Genomic DNA, 20,117 nt, shown 5'->3' on the forward strand with positions numbered 1-20,117 from the left:
ATCCTGCCACCGGGCGCGGTCGTGCGCCTTGACGCAAATCATGCGGCGAGGGCGGCGGCGACCTCCTCGGCCAGCGCCGCGATCTCGGCCGCGGCAGGGCCCTTGCGCGCCGCCTCGAGCACGCCCAGGCCCTGGCCCAGCGTCTCGGCATAGCTCACCCGGTGGGCGAGCTGCGCCACCGCCAGCGCCGCTTCCATCGCGCCGGCCTTCTCGGCCACTTCGGCGCCCAGCCGCGTGCCCGCGCGGGTGCGGTTCAACACCACCATCGCCGCGCGCCCCTCGCGCCGCGCGAGGTCGAGCACGCCCTCGGTCGCCCAGAGGTCGACGTGGCTGGCCGCCACCGGGACCAGCACCAGGCTGGCCGCGCGTAGCGCCGGGCGCAAATCGCTGTCGGCCTTGGGCGGCGTGTCGACCAGCACGATGTCATGGCTGCCGGCATATTTCCCGGTCTCATAGCCCACGCCCCATGCCGAGGCGGTGGAAAACTCGATATCCGGCGCGCCCAGCCGTTCGAGACGGGTCATGAACCAGCGCCCGAGGCTGCCCTGGGGGTCGGTGTCGATCACCGCCACTTTCAGCCCCTGGCGCGCATAGGCAACCGCCAGATTGGCCGCGAGCGTGGTCTTGCCCGAGCCGCCCTTCTGCTGCGCGATGGTGATGATGCGCCCTGCCATGTCCCACCTTTTTTGCGGAATGCTGCCGCGCAGCATGGCATGGGGCGGGCGGATTTGCACGTCCCTTCCCGCAAAGCGGCTCTGGTTAACGAAAGGTTAACCGGTTCAGCAGCACGCTGGCCCGCAAAGGAAGGCGCGATGCGGGTGATCTGTCTGGTTCTCATGCTGCTGCTGGGCGCGCCGGGCGCCCATGCCGGGGCATGGCCGCGCGGCGAGGGGCAGGCGTTTCTGTCTTTCAGCCAGGCACATTCCGCCGACCCCGGCCAGCGGGGCGGCACACCCGACAGCTATGCCGGCCTCTACGCCGAATACGGGCTCGGCCCGCGCCTGACGCTGGGACTGGATGCCGGGCATGCCCGCGACGCGGGGTCGTGGACGGCGATCGCCTATCTGCGCCGATCGCTCGACCGGGGCGCGGGGCGGCACCGCGTTGCCGCGGAACTGGGGCTTGGCGCGCGTGGACGGGCGGGCCGGCGGGCCGAGCCGGTGCTGCGCCCGGGGCTTTCATGGGGAATGGGGCTGAACACCCGTTGGGGGCCCGGCTGGGCCGGGGTGGAAAGCTACGCCGAACACCGGGTGGAAAGCGCCGAGACGGCGCTCAAGGCCGATACAACGCTGGGGTTGAAACCCCGCCCTGGGCGAATGCTGATCCTGCAGATCCAGACCGGTGATTATCCGGGCGCCGCGCCCTATCTGCGCCTCGCCCCCAGCCTTGTCCAACGGGTGGGCCGGCACGGCCATCTGGAACTGGGGCTGACCGCTGCCGCGCTAGGCGACACGAGGGTCGGGGTGAAACTCGGTACCTGGGTCGCGTTCTAGGCGCAGGAGAGGCGGGCGTCAGCGGATCGGCGTACGCCAAGCGAAAGCAGCGGTCAGCCGCGTTTCGCCGCTGGCCCCGGACACGAGCCGAGGGCACCGAGCCGCCATTCAAGACCTATGGCCCTATTCCCCGGGCCCTGTCACCGTCAGCCCCAGCACGCGCCAGCTTTGCATCCCGCCGCGATAGTAATGGATGCGCGCGGCCGGATAGCCCGCCTCGATCATGTTCCTGATCGCCGTGGGCGACTGGCCGCACCACAACCCGTTGCAGAACAGCGCCACCTCTTGCGCATTCTCGCAATCCCATCCATCGAAATCGGGCTCGCATCCCAGTACCGCCAAATGGTCGATGATCTGCGTGTAGGGGATGTTCACCGCACCGGGGATCGAGCCCTTTTCGAACCATGGCAAGGTGCGGCTGTCGATCACCGTGACATCGGGGTTTTCCAGCATGTCGAGCAATTCCAGCTCGCCGATGGTCTCGACCCCCGGCGCGGGGGTCATTGGCTGGATGCAGAAGGGCGGGCAGGCACGAGAGGTGCGCGCCCATTCACCCGTCACCTCGTGGTCCGTGTCCTGAATGCGCCGGATCTCGACCGGGCCCGAGGGCGTCTGGACGGTCACCGTGGGCCTGTCCTTGCGGATATTGACCTCCAGGTCTTCTGCCGCGGCCGGAATGGCCGTCAGCGCCAACGCCGCGGCCAGAAGAATCTTAGGTCCCATGATGTCCTCCCATCTTTCGGCGCCGAGGTAACCCTGCCGCCGCCGCAGACGCAACCCTAGGCAAACCGCAGCCGCGGGTGCATGATGCCGCCATGAGCGTCAGGACACCCCTATTGCCGACCGACGACGCGGCACGAAAACTGGCGCGCAGCCTGATCGCCGGCGCGCGGTTCGGCGCGCTGGGGGTGCTCGACCCGGAGACGGGCGACCCTTTCGTCTCGCGCGTCGCGGTGGGGGCCGACGCCGCGGGCCAGCCGCTTACCCTGGTCTCGGAGTTGTCGGCCCACACCGCCGCGCTGCGCGCCAATTCCGCCTGTTCGTTGCTGCTGGGAGAGCCGGGTCCCAAGGGTGACCCGCTAACCTATCCGCGGATCACGCTTCAGGCCCGCGCCCATTTCGTGCCCCGCTCGACCGCCGATCACGCCGCCTTGCGCGAGGACTACCTGCTGAGCCACCCGAAGGCACAGCTATATGTCGATTTCGCCGATTTCAGCTTTGTCCGGCTGGTGCCCCACCGCGCGCTGCTGAATGGTGGCTTCGGCAAGGCCTATGGCCTGAGCGCGGCCGATTTCGCCTGAGCACGTCCTGTCGAAAGACAGTATGAAGGCGCCGGCGACCTGCTATTTCCCGCGGGCGATCCACCGCGGCGAGGGGTCTATGCGTCCGATCCCCGAACCCGCGATCACCGGCGAACAGGGCGACGAGGTTCTATTCATCCTGACCGGAGAGGATCAGCCGCCGGGCACCATGTTCCAGATCGCCCGCGTGATCGTGGAAACCCACCACGAGCCGATCCGCACCCGGTGACCGACCAAGAGCAACCCGTCCGCACCGTTCTGCCCGACGGCTGGGTGTTTCACGAGGCCCAAGGCGCGGCGCGTTTTGCCGAGCGCACAGGCACATCGGAATTCGACCTCAACCGCAACGACGGCTCGATGGCCCATGTCGCCCTGGGGGCGCGACGGCAAGAAATACGGGCCCGAGCAGTCGCGCCGGAGATACCCGCCGAACTGGCGCCATGAGCCGCCCCTTTTCACCGTTTCTGCGCGCGCTCGGCTTCGACCGCGCCACCGTCCTCGCGCTGATCGCCGTCGCGTTCGGGCTCAGCTGGCTTTACATCCTGAAGGGCGCGGGGATACCGATAACGGCGGCAGAGATGCCCTCGCTCTCCTTGGCGCTCTGCGCGTCGCAGGGGCCGGGCGAAGGCGCGATGGACATGGCCATGGGCGGCAGTGGCCATCAAGGCGGACAATGGTGTTCCTGCTGGCCTACCTGCTGGCCTGGGGCGGTTTCAGTCTGCTGGCGGTCGCCCTGCAATACAGGTTCGTAAGGGCCGGCCTTTTGTCGCCGATGATGATGAACAGCACCAACGCGCTGTTCGCGGCGGTGCTGTTGCTGGCGGCGGGGATCTACCAGTCACTCCGATCAAGCAGACTTGCCTGCGCCATTGTCGCAATCCCAAGGGCTATTTCGCACGGCATTGGCGCCCCGGGGCCGCCGGGGCGCTGCGCATGGGCCTTGATCACGGGCGATACTGCATTTGCTGCTGCTGGAGCCTGATAGCACTTCTGTTCTTCGGCGGGGTGATGAACCTTTACTGGATCATCCTGCTTGCCGTCCTGGTGCTGGCCGAGAAACTGCTGGCCTCGGGCCGGACCGCCGGCATGATGACCGGCGCGGTTCTGATCGCCTGAGATCCGCCGCTAGACGGGGTTATCCATCCGCACCGTGACGTTCACCCGCCCGCGGCAGGGATCGGGCCAGGTCAGGATCACCTGGTTACGGTTCGTCCCCTGCTCGACCCTTGCATAGGGCATGGCCGCCACCGTGCCGCCGCCGGCATCGCTGATCTGGTTTTCGGCGACGATTGCGGTCACGTTCCGCGCCCAGCCGCCGAAGGGAAGGTAACCGCCGAAATTCAGCGTCCAGTTGCGCATGTCGGTGTTCTGGTCGACCTGCAATGTCACCGGGTTCGACACGATCTGGTCGACCCCGTTGAAGGTGTTGGCCACGATGTTGACGTTGCGCGCCATCCCCATGTCGAGATCAGCATAGGTGGTGTCCACCCGGTCGATCCGGTCGACATCGCCGTTGAGCGATTTGAAGCAGTTGTCAGACAGTGTCAGCCCGTGCAGGAAATGCCCCGTCCCGTGCGGCTTGATCACGAACCATCGGAACCAGGCCGCCGCGTCGTTGACGGTAAAGATGTTGCCCGTCACCGTAAGCCCGCCAAAGGAATACTCGTCGGAAAAGTCGGGACGCGCGTCATGTTCGTTGGTCCACTCGACGAAACTGTTGTCGATGTAATTCCCGGTGATCGTCGTCTTGACGTTGGGTTGGGTCAGCACCAGGCCCGCGGTTCGCAGACCGTCGGTCTCGGTATCTCCCTGAAACCAGTGGTTATTGGCGATCATGTGACCCGAGCCGTTCATCACCGCGAAATGCAGAAACCGCACCACACGGTTGTCGCGGATCTTGGCGTCGTTGGAGTTGACATTCATCGCGATGGTGGTGCGGTCCTGGGCGCGCAGCGCCTGCTCGTTCGAGATGAACTGGCAGCGGTCCACATGCATCGCATAGCATCCGCCCCCGACCGAGGTTATGCCGCGATCCTTCGGCTTGGTGATGAAACAGTCGCGGATGTGGAAGATCTGCCCCTCCTGGGGCAGCATGACCGCGCTGGCCTCGCCGTCGCAGAGGAACTCGATATCGTCCAGAACGAACTTGTCGAGCAACGCGAAACCGCTGAAATCGAGAACGTATTTGAAGCGTCGGAAGGTGTAGGTCTGGGTGCCCGCCGCGGCGAAGAGCGGCTGGCTTAGCGTCAGGGTGCCGGCGCCCGTGTTCTTGGCCCGCACGTAGACTTCGCGGCCCACGCCCAGCCCCTCGACCAGCGCGCCGACAGGAATGCTGGCGATGTTGTCGACGGCGGTCAACTCGGTCGGGTTCGACGTCGAATAGCTGGCCTGCGACGCCACGATCTCGGTGTCCCACGCGCTGCCGGCATCGGCACGAAACTGGCCGTTGCGGATCACCCGGCGCTGCGAGAACGTGTCCTTGTTGGCCACCGCCGCCTGGATGTCGATGGGGCCGTCCAGCTCTACCCGGCGTCCCTTCATGTCCAGGCTTTCGTGGTCGGAGAAGTTGAACAGCACCGCCACGGCCCGGCGGAACGCCTCGACTTCGTCGCCGAAGGCGTCGATATAGCTGGGCAGATCGAAATTGCGGGTCAGCGTCAGCCGCCTGTCTGCGGGCATCGACACGGTACCCTCGAACCGTACCGGGTTTTCGAAGGTCACATGCTGGGCCAGCCAATAATCGCCCGCCGAAACCATGACCGAGCGCCCGCCCGCGGCAGCATCAGCCGCCTCGAACGCGGCGCTGTCGTCGGTCGCCCCGTCACCGATGGCGCCGTAATCGCGCACATCGACCCAGTCCATCATGTCGCGCAAAAAGACCGAGGTGACGTCCTCGACCTCGATATCGTCGACCCGCACGACCCCGCCATTGGGCCCCGTCAGGTCGAGCCCGACATGGGCAAAGGCCGGCGCCGTGCCCCAGGCCATGTCCACCCCGCCGCGAAGGCCTGTGCCGATGATCGCGCTGACCTCGAACACCTTGCCATAGCTGGTCAGTGTCACCGACGGGCCGGTCTCGGTCAGCCCGCTCACATGATCGCCCCCGGCATCGCCCGCCCATGCGGCGATGCGCACCGACGGCAGGTTGCCGCTGACCGCCTTCACCCGCGCGCGCACCCGCAGGTAACAGCCCGGCAGAATGGGTGTCTGCCCCATGTGGCGCAGCTTCTGCACCGTTTCGGTCTTGGCCAGTTCCAGGCAGCCTGCGAAGTCGGCGTCCGCCGGCACCAGCGCCGCGTCGGCCGCGCCCTCGTAGGTGTCCGTGCCCGGCGTGCCGTCCTCGCGCGACCACACGTCCAGCCCCTCGGCAAAGGACGGCGGCATCAGATTCAGCCCTTCGGTAATCGCCTTGTTCATCCGATATCCCCTTGCGCGTCGTGATCCATGGCCGGCCACCGGCCCGCCTTGGGAAAGCGGTCTACGCTTGAGAAGATAATCAGAGGTTGTGCGACCGTACGCTCAGACGCCCAGATCTGGCGCCTGCAGAATGCGCACCCCGTCGATGCGCCAGCCGCGTTCGGTCGCGATCATGTCGTATTCCAGCAGATGCAGCCGACCCTCGGCATCGACGATCTGCACGATCTGGCGTTGCTGGGTGCCCGCGCCTTCGCTTTGCAGATACCGCCGCTCGGCCGGGCGCCAGACCATCGGATAGCCCTGCCGCACCATCGCCCCGAAATTCTCGGCCGTTCCGAAAAGACGCCTGATGCCGGGTGAGGCGTAGGTAAAGGCTTCGGCGACATCGTCGCGCAGAAAGGCCTCGATCTGGGCGTCGATCACCTCTTGCGCGTCGCCGTCGCCCTGGGCCGCGACCGCACCGCCCAATGCGAGGGCGGTGAAAAAACCCAACAATATGCGGCGCATGCTGCCTCCAAATCCGAGCTTTGTATGTGTATGTTAACTTTTACGCACGCGGCCCCGCCCCGGTTCACAATAGCCGGTCGGTATCCCGCGAAGAGGAGATGACACGATGGCCTACGCGCTCAGCCGAAAGGACCGCTCCGTCCAGGCCGCGCTGCGCCGCATCGCCACCGAAGAGATCGACCGCGCCCTTGCCGAGATCGACGACCCCGACATGCCGCAGCCCGAAAAGGTGCATCAGGTGCGCAAGCGGGCCAAGCGGTTGCGCGCGCTGATCCGCCTCGTCCGCCACGCCTTTCCCGGCTACGCCGCCGAAAACGCCGCGATCCGCGATGCTGCGCGCGGCCTGTCTGCCCTGCGCGACAGCGAGGCACGGGTAGAGACGTTCGACAAGCTGATGGAGGCCACCCATTCCGGCGGCTTCGCCACGATCCGCACCTACCTCGCCGCCGCACGCGACCACGCCGCCGAAAACGCCCATAGCGATGACGATCTCGCGCGGTTCCGCGCCGAACTGGTGGCCCTGCGCAAGCGGGTCAAACATTGGCGGCTGACCGAAAAAGGATTCAAGGCGCTGAAACCCGGTATCGAAAAGACCTTTGGCGCGGCGCGGCGCGACCTGCGGCTCGTACATGACCGCGCCAGCGACGAGGATATCCACGACTGGCGCAAACGGGTGAAGGCGCACTGGTACCACACCAAGCTCTTGCGCCGGCTGCGGCCCAAGGTGCTGAAAGACCGCGCCGCCAAGGCGCGCGACCTGGGCGAGTTGCTGGGCGCGCATCACGACCTGGCGGTGCTGCGCGCCCATATCGCCGGCGCCGCAGACCTTCCGATCGATGCCGACGCCCGCGCACGCTTCGACCGGCTGGCCGCCGCCCGACAGGCAGAGTTGGAGGACGAGGCGCGCGATCTTGGCACCCGCCTGTTTTCGCGCCCCGCCAAGGCCATCGCTCACCGCTGGAAGGGCTGGTGGCGCGACTGGCGCAAGGCTGTGGCCTGAACGCACCCGATCGGCGCCCATTTCGACCGCGCAACCGCGACAGAGGCTTGCCCGACACGGCTGGATTTGCTTGAGTTCGCGCAATGGCGAACAGGGGCACAAACCTTTCACGGCGCTGGGTTCTGGCCGCGCTTGGGGCCGGTGCGGCACAGGGCGCACTGGCCAATGCGCCGCTGCAGGCGCCGCGCCCGGCGCCCCGCCCCGCCGGTCTGCAAAACGCCGCCGCCCCCGATGCCGCAGCGCTGATCGCCAAGGCCCGGCTCAGCGGCAAGATCGGCTACGCCGTCGCCGATGCCCGGACCGGCGAGATCCTCGAGGCGAAAAACCCGCTTCTGGGCCTGCCGCCGGCCTCGGTCACCAAGGCGCTCACCGCGCTTTATGGGCTTGAGGCGCTGGGGCCCGCCTACCGCTTCACCACCCAGGTGATCGCCACCGGGCCGGTGTCGGGCGGGCGGCTCGATGGTGACCTGGTCCTGGTGGGCGGCGGCGATCCGACGCTGGACACCGACATGCTGGCCGATCTCGCCGCGCAGCTGCACGCCGCCGGGCTGCGCGAGGTGGCCGGGCGGTTTCGCTATTACGCAGGAGCCCTGCCCTCGGTCGCGGCAATCGACCCCGGCCAACCACCTCATGTCGGCTACAACCCGGCAATCTGCGGGCTGAACCTCAATTTCAACCGGGTGCATTTCGAGTGGCGCCGCGGGTCTGGCGGCTACGCGGTGACCATGGACGCACGCGCCCAGCGATACCGCCCGGAGGTCAGCGTCGCGCGGATGCAGGTCGTCAACCGCGCCGCCCCCGTCTACACCTATTCAAGCAAGGGCGGTGTCGACGAATGGACCGTCGCGCGTGGCGCACTGGGCAAGGGCGGGGCGCGCTGGTTGCCGGTCCGGCGCCCGGCGCTTTACACCGCCGAGGTCTTCCAGACCCTCGCGCGGGCCCACGGCATTGCCCTGCCCCGCCCCGAGGCGGCCGACAGGCTGCCCGGCGGCACGGCGCTGGCCCGCCACGCAAGCGCCCCGCTGCCCGACATCCTGCGCGACATGCTGAAATACTCGACCAACATGACCGCCGAGGCCGTGGGGCTGACCGCCACCCGCGCGCGCAGCCTGCCCGCGCTATCGCTTGACGCGTCGGGCGACGCGATGGCCGGCTGGATGGAGACGCGCCTCGGCGCCCACAAGGCGCGCTTCGTCGACCATTCCGGGCTGGGCGATGCCTCGCGCCTGTCGGCGGCCGAAATGGTGCGCGCGCTGGCACAGGTCGGCCCCGACGGCCCGCTGCGCCCGCTGTTGAAGACGATCGCGCTGCGCGATGACCAGGGCCGGCCGATGCGCGCCCATCCGGTCGAGATCCGCGCCAAGACCGGCACGCTCAATTTCGTGTCGGCACTGGCGGGGTATATCCGCGCCCCGTCCGGCCCGGATCTGGCTTTTGCCATCTTCACCGCCGATCCTGCACGCCGCGCCAGCCTGGTACCGGCCGAGCGCGAACGCCCCGAAGGCGGGCGTGCCTGGGTGGGACGGGCCCGGACGTTGCAGAGTGACCTGATCAAGCGGTGGCTGGCGCTTTACGGGTAGACCGGGGCGCCCGCCCGCAGCTACTCGACCCGCAGGTCCGCGATCCGCGCCAACACGCGTGTGCCCGTATCGTCGCTGTCCGACGACACGGCGACGCCCACCAGGCTCTGGGGCGGCTCGCCAAACGCACGGCGGTGATCGCGCCGCAGATCGACGCGCTCGGCGGCGGCCCCGGTGCCCGCCTGACGTTGGATGACGCTGCGCCCCCGCGCGCCAAGATAGGGGCTGGGCAGGACCTGTCCCCGCGGATGGGCGCCGCCCCAGACATACATCAGCACACGCGCCTGCGGGTTGTCCAAAAGGGCGCGCACACCCTTGCCCCGCGCCTCCAGCGCCGCCGCTTCGGGCAGGAAAAGAAAATAGAGCGAAAGGTTCCGGTCGTCCCCGCCCCTGCGCGTCAGATCGGTCGCCGGCACGGACCGCTCGACCGCCCATTCCCATGACGCCCGCCGTCCCTGCCACATATCGCGCGGCAGCGCCGTCCACAAAAGCGACACGGTGCCATCCGACCGCACGCCGAGACTGTCACCGTCGAGCGCGTAGTCGTTGCTCGACAAAAGCGAGAACCGTTGCTCTTTCCACCCCTCGGCGAAGGCGATCTGCCCGGCCTCTGCCATACCCGGCGCGGTCGCCAGAAGGCAGACGAGGGCTGTCATCAATTTGCGCATAGCGTGCCTCCTTCGGCAGGCAGATAGCGCAAATGCCCTGCCTGTCCGCCGGGCGGCTCAAATTCCGGCCGGTCGCGGCAATAGCGCCGCGGCCATGAACTCGCTCTGGTTATGAAAGGCCATGATCGTTTCCATCTCCGCCGGGGTGCACCCGAGCAAGAGCTTCAGCTCGGCGTCGCGCTTGGTCAGGTCCATCGAGGCCAGCACCGCCTCGACCCGCGCGCCGGCCAGGCTGCCGCGCCAGAGGTCGACGCCGTCGCCGTCGATCGCGGTCGTCCCGTCGAGATACCCGTAATCGAGCGGATAGACGATCTGGGGAAAGCGCGGGTGGCGGCTGCCCCGGGGCCGGTCGATCACCACCGTGGCCCCCGCGACGAAGGCATCGGCGAAGGGCCAGAACCGGTCCGGCAGGCCGGGCGCGATGGCGCCGGTCACAGCACCATGTGCCGCGCCCGGGCGGCCCGCTCGATCGCGGCGCCGGCCAGCCGGTCGATATTCAACTCGTAGCGGATTTCCTCGAGCAGCCGCAGCTCCGCGTCGCCCAGCTTGCCGTCGGCCGCGGCCACGTCGCAGGCCATGGCATAGGCGGTTTCGGCCAGCTTGTCCGGCAGCGCGTCGCGCACCAGCCCGAACAGCGCGTCGAGCCCGTCATATTCCTCGAACAGTTCCAGCACTGTCTGGGCGACAGGTCGAATGCGGTCCTGATCGTAGTCGGCAAAGACCGGCAGGTGGTTCACGATCCGCTCGATCGTCACCAGTTCCGCGGTGCGGATGTTCTCGTCCGAGGCGGACACGGCGATCATGATCGCCACCAGGCTGTCCTGGGCGGTAAGCGGATTGGGGCGGGGTGTCACGTGGCGCGGCTCCGAAAAAGGACTGTCGCGGCGCAGAATATTGACGCGGGCCCGGGCGGGCAATAGGACACGGAGCTTGACGGGCAGACAGCCCGACCCTTCTGAGAGCGTTTGAGATGTCCGAACTGCGCGATGCGGCGATGAAATCCAAGGCCTGGCCCTTTGAAGAGGCGCGCAAACTGCTCAAACGGGCCGAGCGGGGCGCGGCCGACAAGGGCTATGTGCTGTTCGAAACAGGCTACGGACCCTCCGGCCTGCCCCATATCGGCACCTTCGGCGAGGTCGCCCGCACCACCATGATCCGCCGCGCCTTCGAGGCGATCAGCGACATCCCGACGCGGCTGATCTGCTTTTCCGACGACATGGACGGCATGCGCAAGGTGCCCGACAACGTGCCCAGCCCCGAGATGCTGCGCGACCATTTGCAGCGCCCGCTGACCTCCGTCCCCGACCCGTTCGGCGAGTACGAGAGCTTTGGCCACCACAACAACGCGATGCTGCGCCGGTTTCTCGACACGTTCGGCTTCGAGTACGAGTTCTACTCGGCCACCGATTTCTACAAATCCGGCCAGTTCGACGAGGTGCTGAAGCGCGCCGCCGAACGCTATGACGATGTCATGCAGGTGATGCTGAAATCGCTCCGTGAGGAACGCCAGCAGACCTATTCGATCTTTTTGCCGCTGCACCCCGAAACCGGCCGCGTGCTTTACGTGCCGATGAAACACGTCGACGCGGAAAACCACACCGTCACCTTCGACGACGAAGAGGGCCGAGAATGGACGTTACCCGTCACCGGCGGCAACGTGAAACTGCAATGGAAGCCCGATTTCGGCGCACGATGGGCCGCGCTCGACGTCGATTTCGAGATGTACGGCAAGGACCATTCCACCAACACCCCGATTTACGACCGGATCTGCGAGATCCTGGGCGGCAAGAAGCCCGAGCATTTCACCTACGAGCTGTTCCTCGACGAGAACGGCGAGAAGATCTCGAAATCCAAGGGCAACGGTCTTTCCATCGACGAATGGCTCACCTACGCCTCGACCGAAAGCCTGTTCTATTTCATGTTCCAGAAACCCAAGACCGCCAAGCGGCTGTGGTGGGACGTGATCCCCAAGGCGGTGGACGAATATCACCAGCAGTTGCGCGCCTTCCCCGATCAGGACGTGGCCGCGCAGATCAACAACCCGGTCTGGCACATCCATAACGGCCAGCCGCCGCAAAGCCACATGGTCGTGTCCTTCGCGATGCTGCTGAACCTCGCCTCTGTGGCCGGTGCAGAGGACAAGACCGGGCTCTGGGGCTTCATCAGGCGCTACGCCCCCGAGGCCAGCCCCGACACCCACCCCGACCTCGACCAGGCGGCAGAGTTCGCGGTGCGCTATTTCCGCGATTTCGTGGCCCCGCACCGCCAGGTCCGCGCACCGGACGAAAAGGAACGCGCGGCGATCGAGGATCTGGCCCAGAGGCTGCGCGCCTGGGATGGCGGGCTCGACGCCGAAGAATTGCAAACGCTGGTCTTCGCGGTGGGCAAGGACCACGGGTTCGAGCCGCTGCGGGATTGGTTCAAGGCGCTTTACGAGGTGCTGCTGGGCGCCAGCCAGGGTCCGCGCTTCGGCGGGTTTGTCGCGCTTTACGGCATCGACGAGACGGTAGCGCTGATCGACAGGGCACTTGCGCGCGGCTAGCCCCCCGCCGGGAATGCGTCTGAAGAGTTCTCGCAAGGCTCTCGGCACAAGCCTTCTGAACGCCGTGCAAGGCGGCTAGCGCCGCCAGTCGCCGCGGGCGCGGATCTCGGACGACGAGATATCGACCATCGGCACGTTGACATAGCACCAGGCTGGCGCCGCCTGCCCCGCCAGCGTGAACGACGCCCGACCCGGCAACTGGGCATTGGCGTATCGCAGCGCCGCCTTCGACCGCCGCGCAGCGATGCCTTGACCCGGCCGCGCGATCACGCCGATGGGCACGTTCTCCATGATCCATTCCCAGCGGTCCCAGCGGTGGAACCCGGTCAGGTTGTCCGCCCCCATCAGCCAGACAAAGCGCACCTCCGGATAAAGCATCTGGAGCCGGCCCAGCGTCGCCGCGGTGTAGCGGGTACCGATGCGGGCCTCGAGATCGGTGATGCAGACGCGGGGATGAGACATCAGCGCCGCCGCCGCTTCGAGCCGCCGGCCCAGCGGCGCCGGCCCCTCGGTCTTCAGCGGGTTGCCGGGGCTGACCAGCCACCACACGCGGTCCAGCGCAAAGCGTCTCAGCGCCTGGCGCGTGATATGCACATGGCCGGGATGGGCCGGGTCGAACGACCCGCCCAGCAGCCCGACCGACATTCCCGCAGCGGCGCGCGGCAGCCCCGCCCGGATCATGCCGCGCCCCTCACGCCCGGCCCAGTGCCGCGGCCGCGGCGCGGACGGGCAGCGCGCTGAGGCACCCGGCCATCACCAGGTAATGACGCAGGCTCAGCCCGCGCCCGGCGCCTGCGTCCCCGGGGTCGGCATAGTCGACTCGATAGCGTTGAGCCGGGTCTGGCATGCGGGCATTCACACGCGCGATCGCATCGGCATTGGCGTCGATCATCTTCTTTTGCACGCCGCGCCCGGGTAGCGCCCGAGTGGATGCAAGCCCCGGCATCGCCTCGGCAAACCCGTTCGCGACGATCAGGCTGGCCCGCGGCAGAACCCGGTTCAGCGCCAGCAACAGCCTGATTTCCGCCGCCGTCATAGACCGGTTCACCTGCTCGACCGGCGGCGCGGCCCAGTCAAAATCGGCCAGCCCCAGCCATCGCGACAGCTCTCCCAGAAGATCGGCTCGGCAAGCGTCGTAGTTGCGCAGATCGAGTGTAACCCCCGGCGCGGCGCCCACCCTTCCCATCACCTTCCAGACCTGTTGCGGGCGGCGGTAGTTCAGGAAATAGCGGTCCGGAGCATGGCGCACCTTTCCCGATTTCACCATCTGCTGATAGGCAGACGCCGCATGGCCCACCGGATTGCGCGTAAAAAGCAGCACTCTGATTTCGTCGAGCCCGAGCGCCGAGCGCCAGGACTGAAACCGCGCCAGTGTCTCGCCGGGCCGCGCGTTGAGCGCGTTGAAAAACCCCTCGTAACTGAGCAGAACGTCGCGCCCCGCCCGCTCGCGCGCCGCCGCCTCCAGCGCCTCCGGCGCCTCGAAAAACCGCCCGTTTCCGGAACTTACGCCGCCTGCCGCAGCCCGCGCCATGGCGCGCGTCCGGCCGGGATAGAGGATACCCCGCGCCCCCAGCGCATCTGCATTGCGGGCAAGATAGGCCTGCAGGTAGCTCGACCCGGTCTTGTCGTGGCCGATATGAATGAAAAGCGTGCCCACCGGCCCTCCCCAAACCCCGCGTTGCATGCAGGTGCGGCGCGTTCTATATGCGCAATCCAGATACCTGACAACTCACGAGGGGCGCCGGCGCATGGCTTCGTACCAATATGTCTACCACATGGATGGCGTTTCCAAGACCTATCCGGGCGGCAAGAAATGTTTTGAAAACATTCGCTTGAACTTCCTGCCGGGGGTCAAGATCGGGGTCGTCGGCGTCAACGGCGCGGGCAAGTCCACGCTGCTGCGCATCATGGCCGGCTGGGACAAGGACTTCTCCGGCGAGGCCTGGGCCGCCAAGGGCGCCCGCGTCGGATACCTGCCGCAAGAGCCGCAGCTCGACGAAAAGCTCACCGTGCGCGAAAACGTCATGCTGGGCGTCGCCGCGAAGAAGGAGAAGCTCGACCGCTTCAACGAGATCGCGATGAAGGTGGCCGAGGAGTATTCCGACGAGCTGATGGAAGAGATGACCGCGCTGCAGGACGAGATCGACGCGCAGAACCTCTGGGACCTCGACAGCCAGATCGACGTCGCGATGGAGGCGCTGCGCTGCCCCCCCGACGACGCCCCGGTCGACAGCCTGTCGGGCGGCGAACGCCGCCGCGTCGCGCTCTGCCAGCTCCTGCTGGACGCGCCCGAGATGCTGCTGCTCGACGAGCCGACCAACCACCTCGACGCCGAAACGGTGGCCTGGCTGCAGCAACACCTGATCGACTACAAGGGCACCATCCTGATCGTCACCCACGACCGCTATTTCCTCGACGACATCACCGGCTGGATTCTGGAGTTGGACCGCGGCCGCGGTATCCCCTACGAGGGCAACTATTCCGCCTGGCTGGAACAAAAGGCCAAGCGGATGGCGCAGGAGGCGCGAGAGGACAAGGCCAAGCAGAAACAGCTCGAACGCGAGCTCGACTGGATCCGCGCCGGGCAAAAGGCCCGCCAGGCCAAATCCAAGGCCCGGATCCAGGCCTATGAGGAAATGGCCGGCCAGTCCGAGCGCGAGAAACTTTCCCGCGCCCAGATCATCATCCCCAACGGCCCGCGCCTCGGCGGCCGCGTGATCGAGGTCGAGGGGCTGAAAAAGGGCTACGGCGACCGGCTGCTGATCGAGGATCTGTCCTTCGCGCTGCCGCCCGGCGGCATCGTCGGCGTGATCGGCCCCAACGGCGCGGGCAAATCCACCCTGTTCCGCATGCTCACCGGGCAGGAACAGCCCGACGAGGGCAGCATCGAGTTCGGCGACACCGTGAGCCTTTCCTATGTCGACCAGTCCCGCGACGCACTCGACGGCGACAAGACCGTGTGGGAGGAAATTTCCGACGGGCTCGACATCGTGGTCTTGGGCGATGCCGAGGTGAACTCCCGCGCCTATTGCTCGGCCTTCAACTTCAAGGGCGGCGACCAGCAGAAAAAGGTGGGGCTGTTGTCGGGGGGCGAGCGCAACCGCGTCCACATGGCCAAGCTGTTGAAGTCCGGCGGCAACGTGCTGCTGCTGGACGAACCCACCAACGACCTCGACGTGGAAACCCTGCAGGCGCTGGAAGCCGCGCTGGAGGATTTCGCAGGCTGCGCCGTGATCATCTCCCACGACCGATTTTTTCTTGATCGGCTCTGCACGCATATTCTAGCGTTCGAGGGCGAAGCCCATGTCGAATGGTTCGAGGGCAATTTCGAGGCCTATGAGGAAGACAAGATCCGCCGCCTCGGCCCGGACTCGGTGGAGCCGAAGCGGGTGAAGTACAAGAAGTTCGCGCGGTAACCTAGTAGCCGGCCGCTCTTTCGGTGTCAGAGGGTATCATGAAACAAACATTAGCAATTTTGTTGACCTTTGTGTCCGCTGCCCCGTCAGTTCAAGCTTTTGAAGTAAAAGAAGTGCTTGAACACTCAACGAGCGGCCATCATTTTTCATCAGCAAAGGCAGATAAAAACCGCGCGGTCTATGAGGTTTGCAACCAAGGCGCAACGCCAAGCACGTTCTTTTGGTCAGGCGCCCGATTTGGCGCTGATGCCAAAGGGCCCTTGCCGGCAGATTATTGCGTTCAAAAAACTGATTACCCCGTTGTGCACTCTGAAATGATCAAAGAGCAATCGACGGTTTCGACTAGAACATGGTCAACGGACGACGTTCCAACATTTACCTATTGCCCTGCCGGCTCTCAAACCCGGGACGGTTTTTGTAAGCGAAGCCTGCTGCAATTTGCTGGAAAGTGGATATCTGAGCTTAGAGTATTCTCCCGTGACCCTGAAGGACTTCCCTATCCGGTCGGAGAGTCTGAGTTTCTCTTTGAAGGGGCGGATCAGCAAATTACTGTTTCTCTTCGTGCTACCGATGGTACGGATGCTTCACTAATCTCGTTCCGTGGAACCTCCTTATCGCAAGAGGAGTTGGGGGCGTCGATCGAGGTGTTCGCGGGCACAATTTCTATTGGCACTCTTGGAGATATTTTATTTGATCTGGGTTATGTAGAGAACAGAGATTTTGGCGGCACACAGGATGCTACCATATTGCTTCAAGACACCGCCCGAATTCAAATATTATTGGATGGTCAGTTCGGCGAGACCCTTTCAGCTTACACTCTTGCGAGTGGAGTAATTATTGGCGCAGACTACTCCATACAAAGCTCGCAATGATACCTCCGACTCTGCGAGCCGCTGGGGCAGCGGCGCTAATTCCATGGCTCATTAAGGGGCCCCAGCTGCTCGGGTTTTACGAATTCATCACAGCCTTGTCGCTTTCAGGGCTTGGTGCAGGAGTCGGAAGCTTTTTTTCCTTGAAGTCTTACCCCAGCGATTCCTGCAATAGTCTTGATCGGCGAGAACGAGTTGCGCACTTAGCGGCCGTTAGCGGCGTCGTGTTGGCGGTTTTATTTGTCTCCAATCTCATGTATTTTGGGATAGTAAAGTCTGGCCGTGCGATAGATCCCTATTTGTTCTACGCTTTCGTTTTTTGCATTTCGGCCTCCGCAACATATCTTGATAGAAAACTCAAGCTCCTTGGCGCTTATAACGCCTTCTTGCGTCGACTTCGGCGAGGGCCGCGAGATTAGTCAAGGGGCTCGTTGTCTACCCCCTCAAACCGGCTCCCCGCTCGGCCCCTTGTCCTCCAGCCCCTCGATCACCTTGGCCAGCCGCAGCTGCGCCTGAGGTTCAGCACGTCGTTGATCAGCGCCTGGTAGCCCCGCCCGTTGGCGCGATAGAATTTCGCCACCGGTTCCTCCAGCGTCAGCGTGATCTTCACCTTCCTGGGTTTCTGCGGATAGATCTCGGGCAGGATGTGCCAAGCGTCGGGGACGTGCAGCGCCTCCATCTTGCGGCCATGGACGATCATGTGCAGCATCCACGCGACGGGGGGTGTCTAGGATGGCTACCAACGCACCACACCACGAACCCGACCGACCCAACCAAGGGCGGTCAGCTCACAGGCACCGAATATCGGCGGTCGCCTATTTCGACAGCGGCGTCGCCCCGGTCTCGACCCGGTCGATCTTGCCGTCCTTCAGGGTCATGGCCATCAGCACCGCCTCGCGCGTGCCGTCGGGGTAGTCGTTGATGGAATGCACCACGAGGATGTCGTCGTTCTCGTAGATGCAGCGCCGGTCGCCCATGTTCATCTTGTCCGAGGCCATCATCTTGCGGATCATCTCTGCAAATTGCGGCTTGCCCATGGTCGCGCCCGTCTGGTGGCGCACGAAAACGGCGTCGTCGCCGTAAAGGTCCAGGTACGCCTCGGCGTCGTTGTTCGCCACCGCTGCATGCATCTTCTCGAAGATCGCCATTTATCATTCCCTCCCATTATTATAGTTCCAGTATCCGCCCTTCGCGCCGGTCTGGCAATCTTCTGTCTCCCCCGTCAGGCGGCTCGGCGCGACCCGTTGGCACGGGCCGGCCCTCCGTTTGGAACACGTGGCTCCCCGGTCCCCTCCCAGCAGGACATCGAGGAGGGGACCGTGTCCAAGATCGAATCCGGTGTCGAACAGGCCAACGCCGCCCATGCCGCGGATGTCGGCAAGGGCGATCTCGCCCTGCCGCCCGCGCGGCAGAACGGACCGCCCCGCACCAGGGTTCAGATCATCGCCCGGTCCGTAGAGCGCCGCTTTTTCGGCGGGGATTGTTTGTCGGCTTCTTTCGGGTGGCGGCGATGCCGTTTCGCGCCTGTTTGCTCTTCCTGTCGGTATTCTATGCGCGCCTTCAACGCGCCCGGCCGGGGAAAACTCCGCCGATTTTTCTTGCAACGACTCGGCAAAGCCCCCAAGTATAGGTGCGCGACGTTACGACTTTCGACCACTGTCTCCCTTCAAACGGCTGTCAGTTACCTCGATCGACGACTGACAGAGCCGGGCCGCTGCACTTCCGCGAGTGGCATGAAACTAGGAGACGACGGATGGCCACTGGCACCGTGAAATGGTTCAACGAAACTAAAGGTTACGGCTTCATTGCCCCCGATGGCAGCAGCAAGGATGTGTTCGTGCACATCACCGCGCTGGAGCGCGCCGGCCTGCGCACGCTCGCCGACAACCAGAAAGTGACCTTCGACATCGAGGCCGGCCGCGACGGCCGCGAGAGCGCGACCAACATCGCCCTGGCGTAAACCGCCCCTCGACCGATCTTAAGGGCGCCCGTCACCGGGCGCCCTTTTTCGTTCAGGCTATTCGTCGCGCCACGCCGCTGCCCCCTGCCCTTTCGACCGCCGGCCCGCTAGGCTAAACCCGCCCCGGGCCTCGCCAGATGAAAGGGACACCGCCATGAGTGCCGATCATTCAGTTGCCGACCTCCTGCCCAACGCGCTGGAGATGGTCACGAGGAGCCTGCGCCGCCTGACCGGCCGGGCGCGGCTCTTGACCCTCGGCCTGCTGCCGTTCCTTCCCGTGGCACTGATCGCAGGCGCGCTGGCGGCAGTTCTGCCGGGCGAGGCGTTCGTGGTGGCGGGCCCCGTGGCCACCTCGCCGCGCGCGATGGCCTTCTTCCTGCTGGTGCCGGTGCTCCTGATGGTCCCCGGCGTTTTGCTTTTCACCGCGCTGGCGCGGACGCTGGCAGACGTGCCCGACGCGCGGCTCTGGCCCTGGACGCCCGTCCATACCAGGGTGCTGACGCGCCTGTTGCCGCTGGCGCTGCCCAGCATGGTGGCCGGCGCGGCCGGGCTGCCATTGGTCGCCCTCGCCCTCGGCGCGCTGCTATTGCGGTTCTCGCCAATGCTGCGCACCGCGGCGCTGGGCGACACGATGGGGCCGCGCGCCGCGTGGCGCGCGTTCCAGGGCACCTACCTTGAGACGCTGCTGGCCGCCGCGCTGCTGGCCGCGGTGGCGGGGATCGCGGCGGAGGTCGTTCTCTACCTCGTTTCCACGGTGCTGCCACCGATGCTGACCACCGGCGTTGCGGCCGGGTTCTACGGCTATCTGGGCGCGCTGATCCTCGCGCTGGTGCTGGCCGACAGGCAAGAGGCGGCCGGCGACCCGCCCGCCGACGGCTGAACCACCCCCGACACGCCGAGAGGCAAGGCGGCCCATGCAGATAACGGTCAACGGCACACGCCACCGCGTCGACGCCGACCCCGCGATGCCGCTCTTGTGGGTGCTGCGCGATGTCCTCGGTCTGACCGGCACCAAATATGGCTGCGGCACGGGGCTGTGCGGGGCGTGCACGGTACATGTGGCGGGCCGGGCGGTGGCCGCGTGCCAACTGCCCGTAGGCAAGGTCAGCGCCGAGGTGACCACCATCGAGGGGCTGGCCGCCGGCCCGGTGCAGGATGCCTGGATTGCGCATCAGGTGGCGCAATGCGGCTATTGCCAGCCGGGCCACGTGATGGCGGCGGCGGCCCTTCTGGCCCGCACCGACAGCCCCACCGATGCCGAGATCGACGCCGCCATGGCCGGGCATATCTGCCGCTGCGGCACCGGCCCGCGCATCCGCGCCGCGATCCACCATGCCGCCCGGCAACTGCGCGAGGGCTGAGTT

The 20,117-nt window shown here is 65.9% G+C and carries 23 protein-coding genes and 1 pseudogene; 13 read left to right on the forward strand and 11 right to left on the reverse strand.

The window, feature by feature from the left end; genetic code table 11:
* Positions 1-38: 38 nt before the first annotated feature.
* Positions 39-674: a ParA family partition ATPase gene (gene parA / locus Ga0609869_RS16325; RefSeq protein WP_125404529.1), complete on the reverse strand. Its 636-nt coding sequence runs from the start codon at positions 672-674 to the stop codon at positions 39-41.
* A 138-nt stretch (positions 675-812) separates the two neighbouring features.
* Here parA and Ga0609869_RS16330 point away from each other — a divergent pair, with 138 nt between their 5' ends.
* Complete coding sequence (locus Ga0609869_RS16330) at positions 813-1,493, forward strand: hypothetical protein (RefSeq protein WP_125404528.1); 681 nt, start codon at positions 813-815, stop codon at positions 1,491-1,493.
* 123 nt (positions 1,494-1,616) lie between these two features.
* On the opposite strand, the gene Ga0609869_RS16335 is transcribed toward Ga0609869_RS16330, so the two are convergent.
* On the reverse strand, positions 1,617-2,216 hold the full coding sequence (locus Ga0609869_RS16335; RefSeq protein ID WP_125404526.1) for a rhodanese-like domain-containing protein: 600 nt from the start codon (positions 2,214-2,216) through the stop codon (positions 1,617-1,619).
* Between the two features lie 92 nt (positions 2,217-2,308).
* On the opposite strand from Ga0609869_RS16335, the gene Ga0609869_RS16340 reads away from it, so the two are divergent.
* The 4 genes and pseudogenes from Ga0609869_RS16340 (at position 2,309) to Ga0609869_RS16355 (ending at position 3,910) form a co-directional block, all read left to right on the forward strand.
* Entirely contained in the window at positions 2,309-2,794 is a 486-nt protein-coding gene (locus Ga0609869_RS16340) for a HugZ family pyridoxamine 5'-phosphate oxidase (protein ID WP_125404524.1), read from the forward strand.
* Positions 2,795-2,816: 22 nt separating this feature from the next.
* Positions 2,817-3,023, forward strand: a complete 207-nt coding sequence (locus tag Ga0609869_RS16345) for a hypothetical protein (protein ID WP_125404522.1) — start codon at positions 2,817-2,819, stop codon at positions 3,021-3,023.
* Positions 3,020-3,238, forward strand: a complete 219-nt coding sequence (locus Ga0609869_RS16350) for a hypothetical protein (RefSeq protein WP_125404520.1) — start codon at positions 3,020-3,022, stop codon at positions 3,236-3,238. The genes Ga0609869_RS16345 and Ga0609869_RS16350 overlap by 4 nt, the downstream gene beginning before the upstream one ends.
* A gap of 229 nt (positions 3,239-3,467) precedes the next feature.
* A pseudogene (locus Ga0609869_RS16355) lies at positions 3,468-3,910 on the forward strand (DUF2182 domain-containing protein).
* 9 nt (positions 3,911-3,919) lie between these two features.
* Here the strand turns inward: Ga0609869_RS16355 and Ga0609869_RS16360 are convergent.
* Together Ga0609869_RS16360 and Ga0609869_RS16365 are read right to left on the reverse strand one after the other, a co-directional pair.
* On the reverse strand, positions 3,920-6,211 hold the full coding sequence (locus Ga0609869_RS16360) for a glycosyl hydrolase family 28-related protein (protein WP_125404517.1): 2,292 nt from the start codon (positions 6,209-6,211) through the stop codon (positions 3,920-3,922).
* Between the two features lie 102 nt (positions 6,212-6,313).
* The gene (locus Ga0609869_RS16365) at positions 6,314-6,718 is read right to left on the reverse strand and encodes a DUF4864 domain-containing protein (RefSeq protein ID WP_125404515.1); all 405 of its coding nucleotides are present in this window, start codon (positions 6,716-6,718) and stop codon (positions 6,314-6,316) included.
* A gap of 106 nt (positions 6,719-6,824) precedes the next feature.
* Here Ga0609869_RS16365 and Ga0609869_RS16370 point away from each other — a divergent pair, with 106 nt between their 5' ends.
* Together Ga0609869_RS16370 and dacB are read left to right on the forward strand one after the other, a co-directional pair.
* On the forward strand, positions 6,825-7,718 hold the full coding sequence (locus Ga0609869_RS16370) for a CHAD domain-containing protein (RefSeq protein ID WP_125404513.1): 894 nt from the start codon (positions 6,825-6,827) through the stop codon (positions 7,716-7,718).
* A gap of 83 nt (positions 7,719-7,801) precedes the next feature.
* Positions 7,802-9,298, forward strand: coding sequence for a D-alanyl-D-alanine carboxypeptidase/D-alanyl-D-alanine endopeptidase (gene dacB, locus Ga0609869_RS16375; RefSeq protein WP_125404511.1), 1,497 nt, complete (start codon positions 7,802-7,804; stop codon positions 9,296-9,298).
* A 20-nt stretch (positions 9,299-9,318) separates the two neighbouring features.
* Here dacB and Ga0609869_RS16380 read toward each other — a convergent pair whose 3' ends face one another.
* Genes Ga0609869_RS16380 through Ga0609869_RS16390 form a run of 3 tightly spaced genes read right to left on the reverse strand, consistent with a single transcriptional unit; the run spans position 9,319 to position 10,820 of the window.
* Positions 9,319-9,966 (reverse strand): DUF3047 domain-containing protein, encoded by a 648-nt coding sequence (locus Ga0609869_RS16380; RefSeq protein WP_125404510.1) that lies wholly within the window; start codon positions 9,964-9,966, stop codon positions 9,319-9,321.
* Positions 9,967-10,023: 57 nt separating this feature from the next.
* Complete coding sequence (locus Ga0609869_RS16385; RefSeq protein WP_211336799.1) at positions 10,024-10,401, reverse strand: hypothetical protein; 378 nt, start codon at positions 10,399-10,401, stop codon at positions 10,024-10,026.
* The gene (locus Ga0609869_RS16390; protein ID WP_125404508.1) at positions 10,398-10,820 is read right to left on the reverse strand and encodes a tellurite resistance TerB family protein; all 423 of its coding nucleotides are present in this window, start codon (positions 10,818-10,820) and stop codon (positions 10,398-10,400) included. Before Ga0609869_RS16390 ends, Ga0609869_RS16385 begins: the two co-directional genes overlap by 4 nt.
* 116 nt (positions 10,821-10,936) lie before the next feature.
* On the opposite strand from Ga0609869_RS16390, the gene Ga0609869_RS16395 reads away from it, so the two are divergent.
* Positions 10,937-12,508, forward strand: a complete 1,572-nt coding sequence (locus tag Ga0609869_RS16395) for a lysine--tRNA ligase (RefSeq protein ID WP_125404506.1) — start codon at positions 10,937-10,939, stop codon at positions 12,506-12,508.
* 75 nt (positions 12,509-12,583) lie between these two features.
* Here the strand turns inward: Ga0609869_RS16395 and Ga0609869_RS16400 are convergent, their stop codons facing one another.
* Positions 12,584-13,186 (reverse strand): nicotinate-nucleotide adenylyltransferase, encoded by a 603-nt coding sequence (locus tag Ga0609869_RS16400; RefSeq protein WP_170168805.1) that lies wholly within the window; start codon positions 13,184-13,186, stop codon positions 12,584-12,586.
* Positions 13,187-13,199: 13 nt separating this feature from the next.
* Complete coding sequence (locus Ga0609869_RS16405; RefSeq protein WP_125404503.1) at positions 13,200-14,192, reverse strand: hypothetical protein; 993 nt, start codon at positions 14,190-14,192, stop codon at positions 13,200-13,202.
* 64 nt (positions 14,193-14,256) lie between these two features.
* Here Ga0609869_RS16405 and ettA point away from each other — a divergent pair, with 64 nt between their 5' ends.
* Positions 14,257-15,924, forward strand: coding sequence for an energy-dependent translational throttle protein EttA (ettA, locus tag Ga0609869_RS16410; protein ID WP_125404502.1), 1,668 nt, complete (start codon positions 14,257-14,259; stop codon positions 15,922-15,924).
* Between the two features lie 38 nt (positions 15,925-15,962).
* Entirely contained in the window at positions 15,963-16,796 is an 834-nt protein-coding gene (locus tag Ga0609869_RS16415) for a hypothetical protein (RefSeq protein WP_125404500.1), read from the forward strand.
* Positions 16,797-17,280: 484 nt separating this feature from the next.
* On the opposite strand, the gene Ga0609869_RS16420 is transcribed toward Ga0609869_RS16415, so the two are convergent.
* Complete coding sequence (locus Ga0609869_RS16420) at positions 17,281-17,502, reverse strand: BrnA antitoxin family protein (protein WP_125404498.1); 222 nt, start codon at positions 17,500-17,502, stop codon at positions 17,281-17,283.
* A 106-nt stretch (positions 17,503-17,608) separates the two neighbouring features.
* Positions 17,609-17,941 (reverse strand): nuclear transport factor 2 family protein, encoded by a 333-nt coding sequence (locus Ga0609869_RS16425; protein WP_125404496.1) that lies wholly within the window; start codon positions 17,939-17,941, stop codon positions 17,609-17,611.
* A gap of 605 nt (positions 17,942-18,546) precedes the next feature.
* Here Ga0609869_RS16425 and Ga0609869_RS16430 point away from each other — a divergent pair.
* The 3 genes from Ga0609869_RS16430 (at position 18,547) to Ga0609869_RS16440 (ending at position 20,114) form a co-directional block, all read left to right on the forward strand.
* Positions 18,547-18,753, forward strand: a complete 207-nt coding sequence (locus Ga0609869_RS16430) for a cold-shock protein (protein WP_125404494.1) — start codon at positions 18,547-18,549, stop codon at positions 18,751-18,753.
* A 154-nt stretch (positions 18,754-18,907) separates the two neighbouring features.
* Positions 18,908-19,633: a hypothetical protein gene (locus Ga0609869_RS16435; protein ID WP_125404492.1), complete on the forward strand. Its 726-nt coding sequence runs from the start codon at positions 18,908-18,910 to the stop codon at positions 19,631-19,633.
* Between the two features lie 34 nt (positions 19,634-19,667).
* Positions 19,668-20,114 (forward strand): (2Fe-2S)-binding protein, encoded by a 447-nt coding sequence (locus Ga0609869_RS16440; protein ID WP_125404491.1) that lies wholly within the window; start codon positions 19,668-19,670, stop codon positions 20,112-20,114.
* Positions 20,115-20,117 lie beyond the last annotated feature (3 nt).

Source organism: Rhodovulum iodosum (assembly GCF_041020385.1).
In the GTDB taxonomy this organism is placed as follows: Bacteria; Pseudomonadota; Alphaproteobacteria; order Rhodobacterales; family Rhodobacteraceae; genus Rhodovulum; species Rhodovulum iodosum.

Coding starts and splice junctions, on each gene's coding strand:
- Ga0609869_RS16415 (WP_125404500.1), top strand. CDS start 15,963: ATGAAACAAACATTAGCAATTTTGTTGACCTTTGTGTCCGCTGCCCCG.
- Ga0609869_RS16395 (WP_125404506.1), top strand. CDS start 10,937: ATGTCCGAACTGCGCGATGCGGCGATGAAATCCAAGGCCTGGCCCTTT.
- Ga0609869_RS16405 (WP_125404503.1), bottom strand. CDS start 14,192: ATGCAACGCGGGGTTTGGGGAGGGCCGGTGGGCACGCTTTTCATTCAT.
- Ga0609869_RS16345 (WP_125404522.1), top strand. CDS start 2,817: ATGAAGGCGCCGGCGACCTGCTATTTCCCGCGGGCGATCCACCGCGGC.
- ettA (WP_125404502.1), top strand. CDS start 14,257: ATGGCTTCGTACCAATATGTCTACCACATGGATGGCGTTTCCAAGACC.
- Ga0609869_RS16360 (WP_125404517.1), bottom strand. CDS start 6,211: ATGAACAAGGCGATTACCGAAGGGCTGAATCTGATGCCGCCGTCCTTT.
- Ga0609869_RS16420 (WP_125404498.1), bottom strand. CDS start 17,502: ATGCTGCACATGATCGTCCATGGCCGCAAGATGGAGGCGCTGCACGTC.
- Ga0609869_RS16330 (WP_125404528.1), top strand. CDS start 813: ATGCGGGTGATCTGTCTGGTTCTCATGCTGCTGCTGGGCGCGCCGGGC.
- Ga0609869_RS16440 (WP_125404491.1), top strand. CDS start 19,668: ATGCAGATAACGGTCAACGGCACACGCCACCGCGTCGACGCCGACCCC.
- dacB (WP_125404511.1), top strand. CDS start 7,802: ATGGCGAACAGGGGCACAAACCTTTCACGGCGCTGGGTTCTGGCCGCG.
- Ga0609869_RS16430 (WP_125404494.1), top strand. CDS start 18,547: ATGGCCACTGGCACCGTGAAATGGTTCAACGAAACTAAAGGTTACGGC.
- Ga0609869_RS16370 (WP_125404513.1), top strand. CDS start 6,825: ATGGCCTACGCGCTCAGCCGAAAGGACCGCTCCGTCCAGGCCGCGCTG.
- parA (WP_125404529.1), bottom strand. CDS start 674: ATGGCAGGGCGCATCATCACCATCGCGCAGCAGAAGGGCGGCTCGGGC.
- Ga0609869_RS16425 (WP_125404496.1), bottom strand. CDS start 17,941: ATGGCGATCTTCGAGAAGATGCATGCAGCGGTGGCGAACAACGACGCC.
- Ga0609869_RS16435 (WP_125404492.1), top strand. CDS start 18,908: ATGAGTGCCGATCATTCAGTTGCCGACCTCCTGCCCAACGCGCTGGAG.
- Ga0609869_RS16335 (WP_125404526.1), bottom strand. CDS start 2,216: ATGGGACCTAAGATTCTTCTGGCCGCGGCGTTGGCGCTGACGGCCATT.
- Ga0609869_RS16380 (WP_125404510.1), bottom strand. CDS start 9,966: ATGCGCAAATTGATGACAGCCCTCGTCTGCCTTCTGGCGACCGCGCCG.
- Ga0609869_RS16365 (WP_125404515.1), bottom strand. CDS start 6,718: ATGCGCCGCATATTGTTGGGTTTTTTCACCGCCCTCGCATTGGGCGGT.
- Ga0609869_RS16340 (WP_125404524.1), top strand. CDS start 2,309: ATGAGCGTCAGGACACCCCTATTGCCGACCGACGACGCGGCACGAAAA.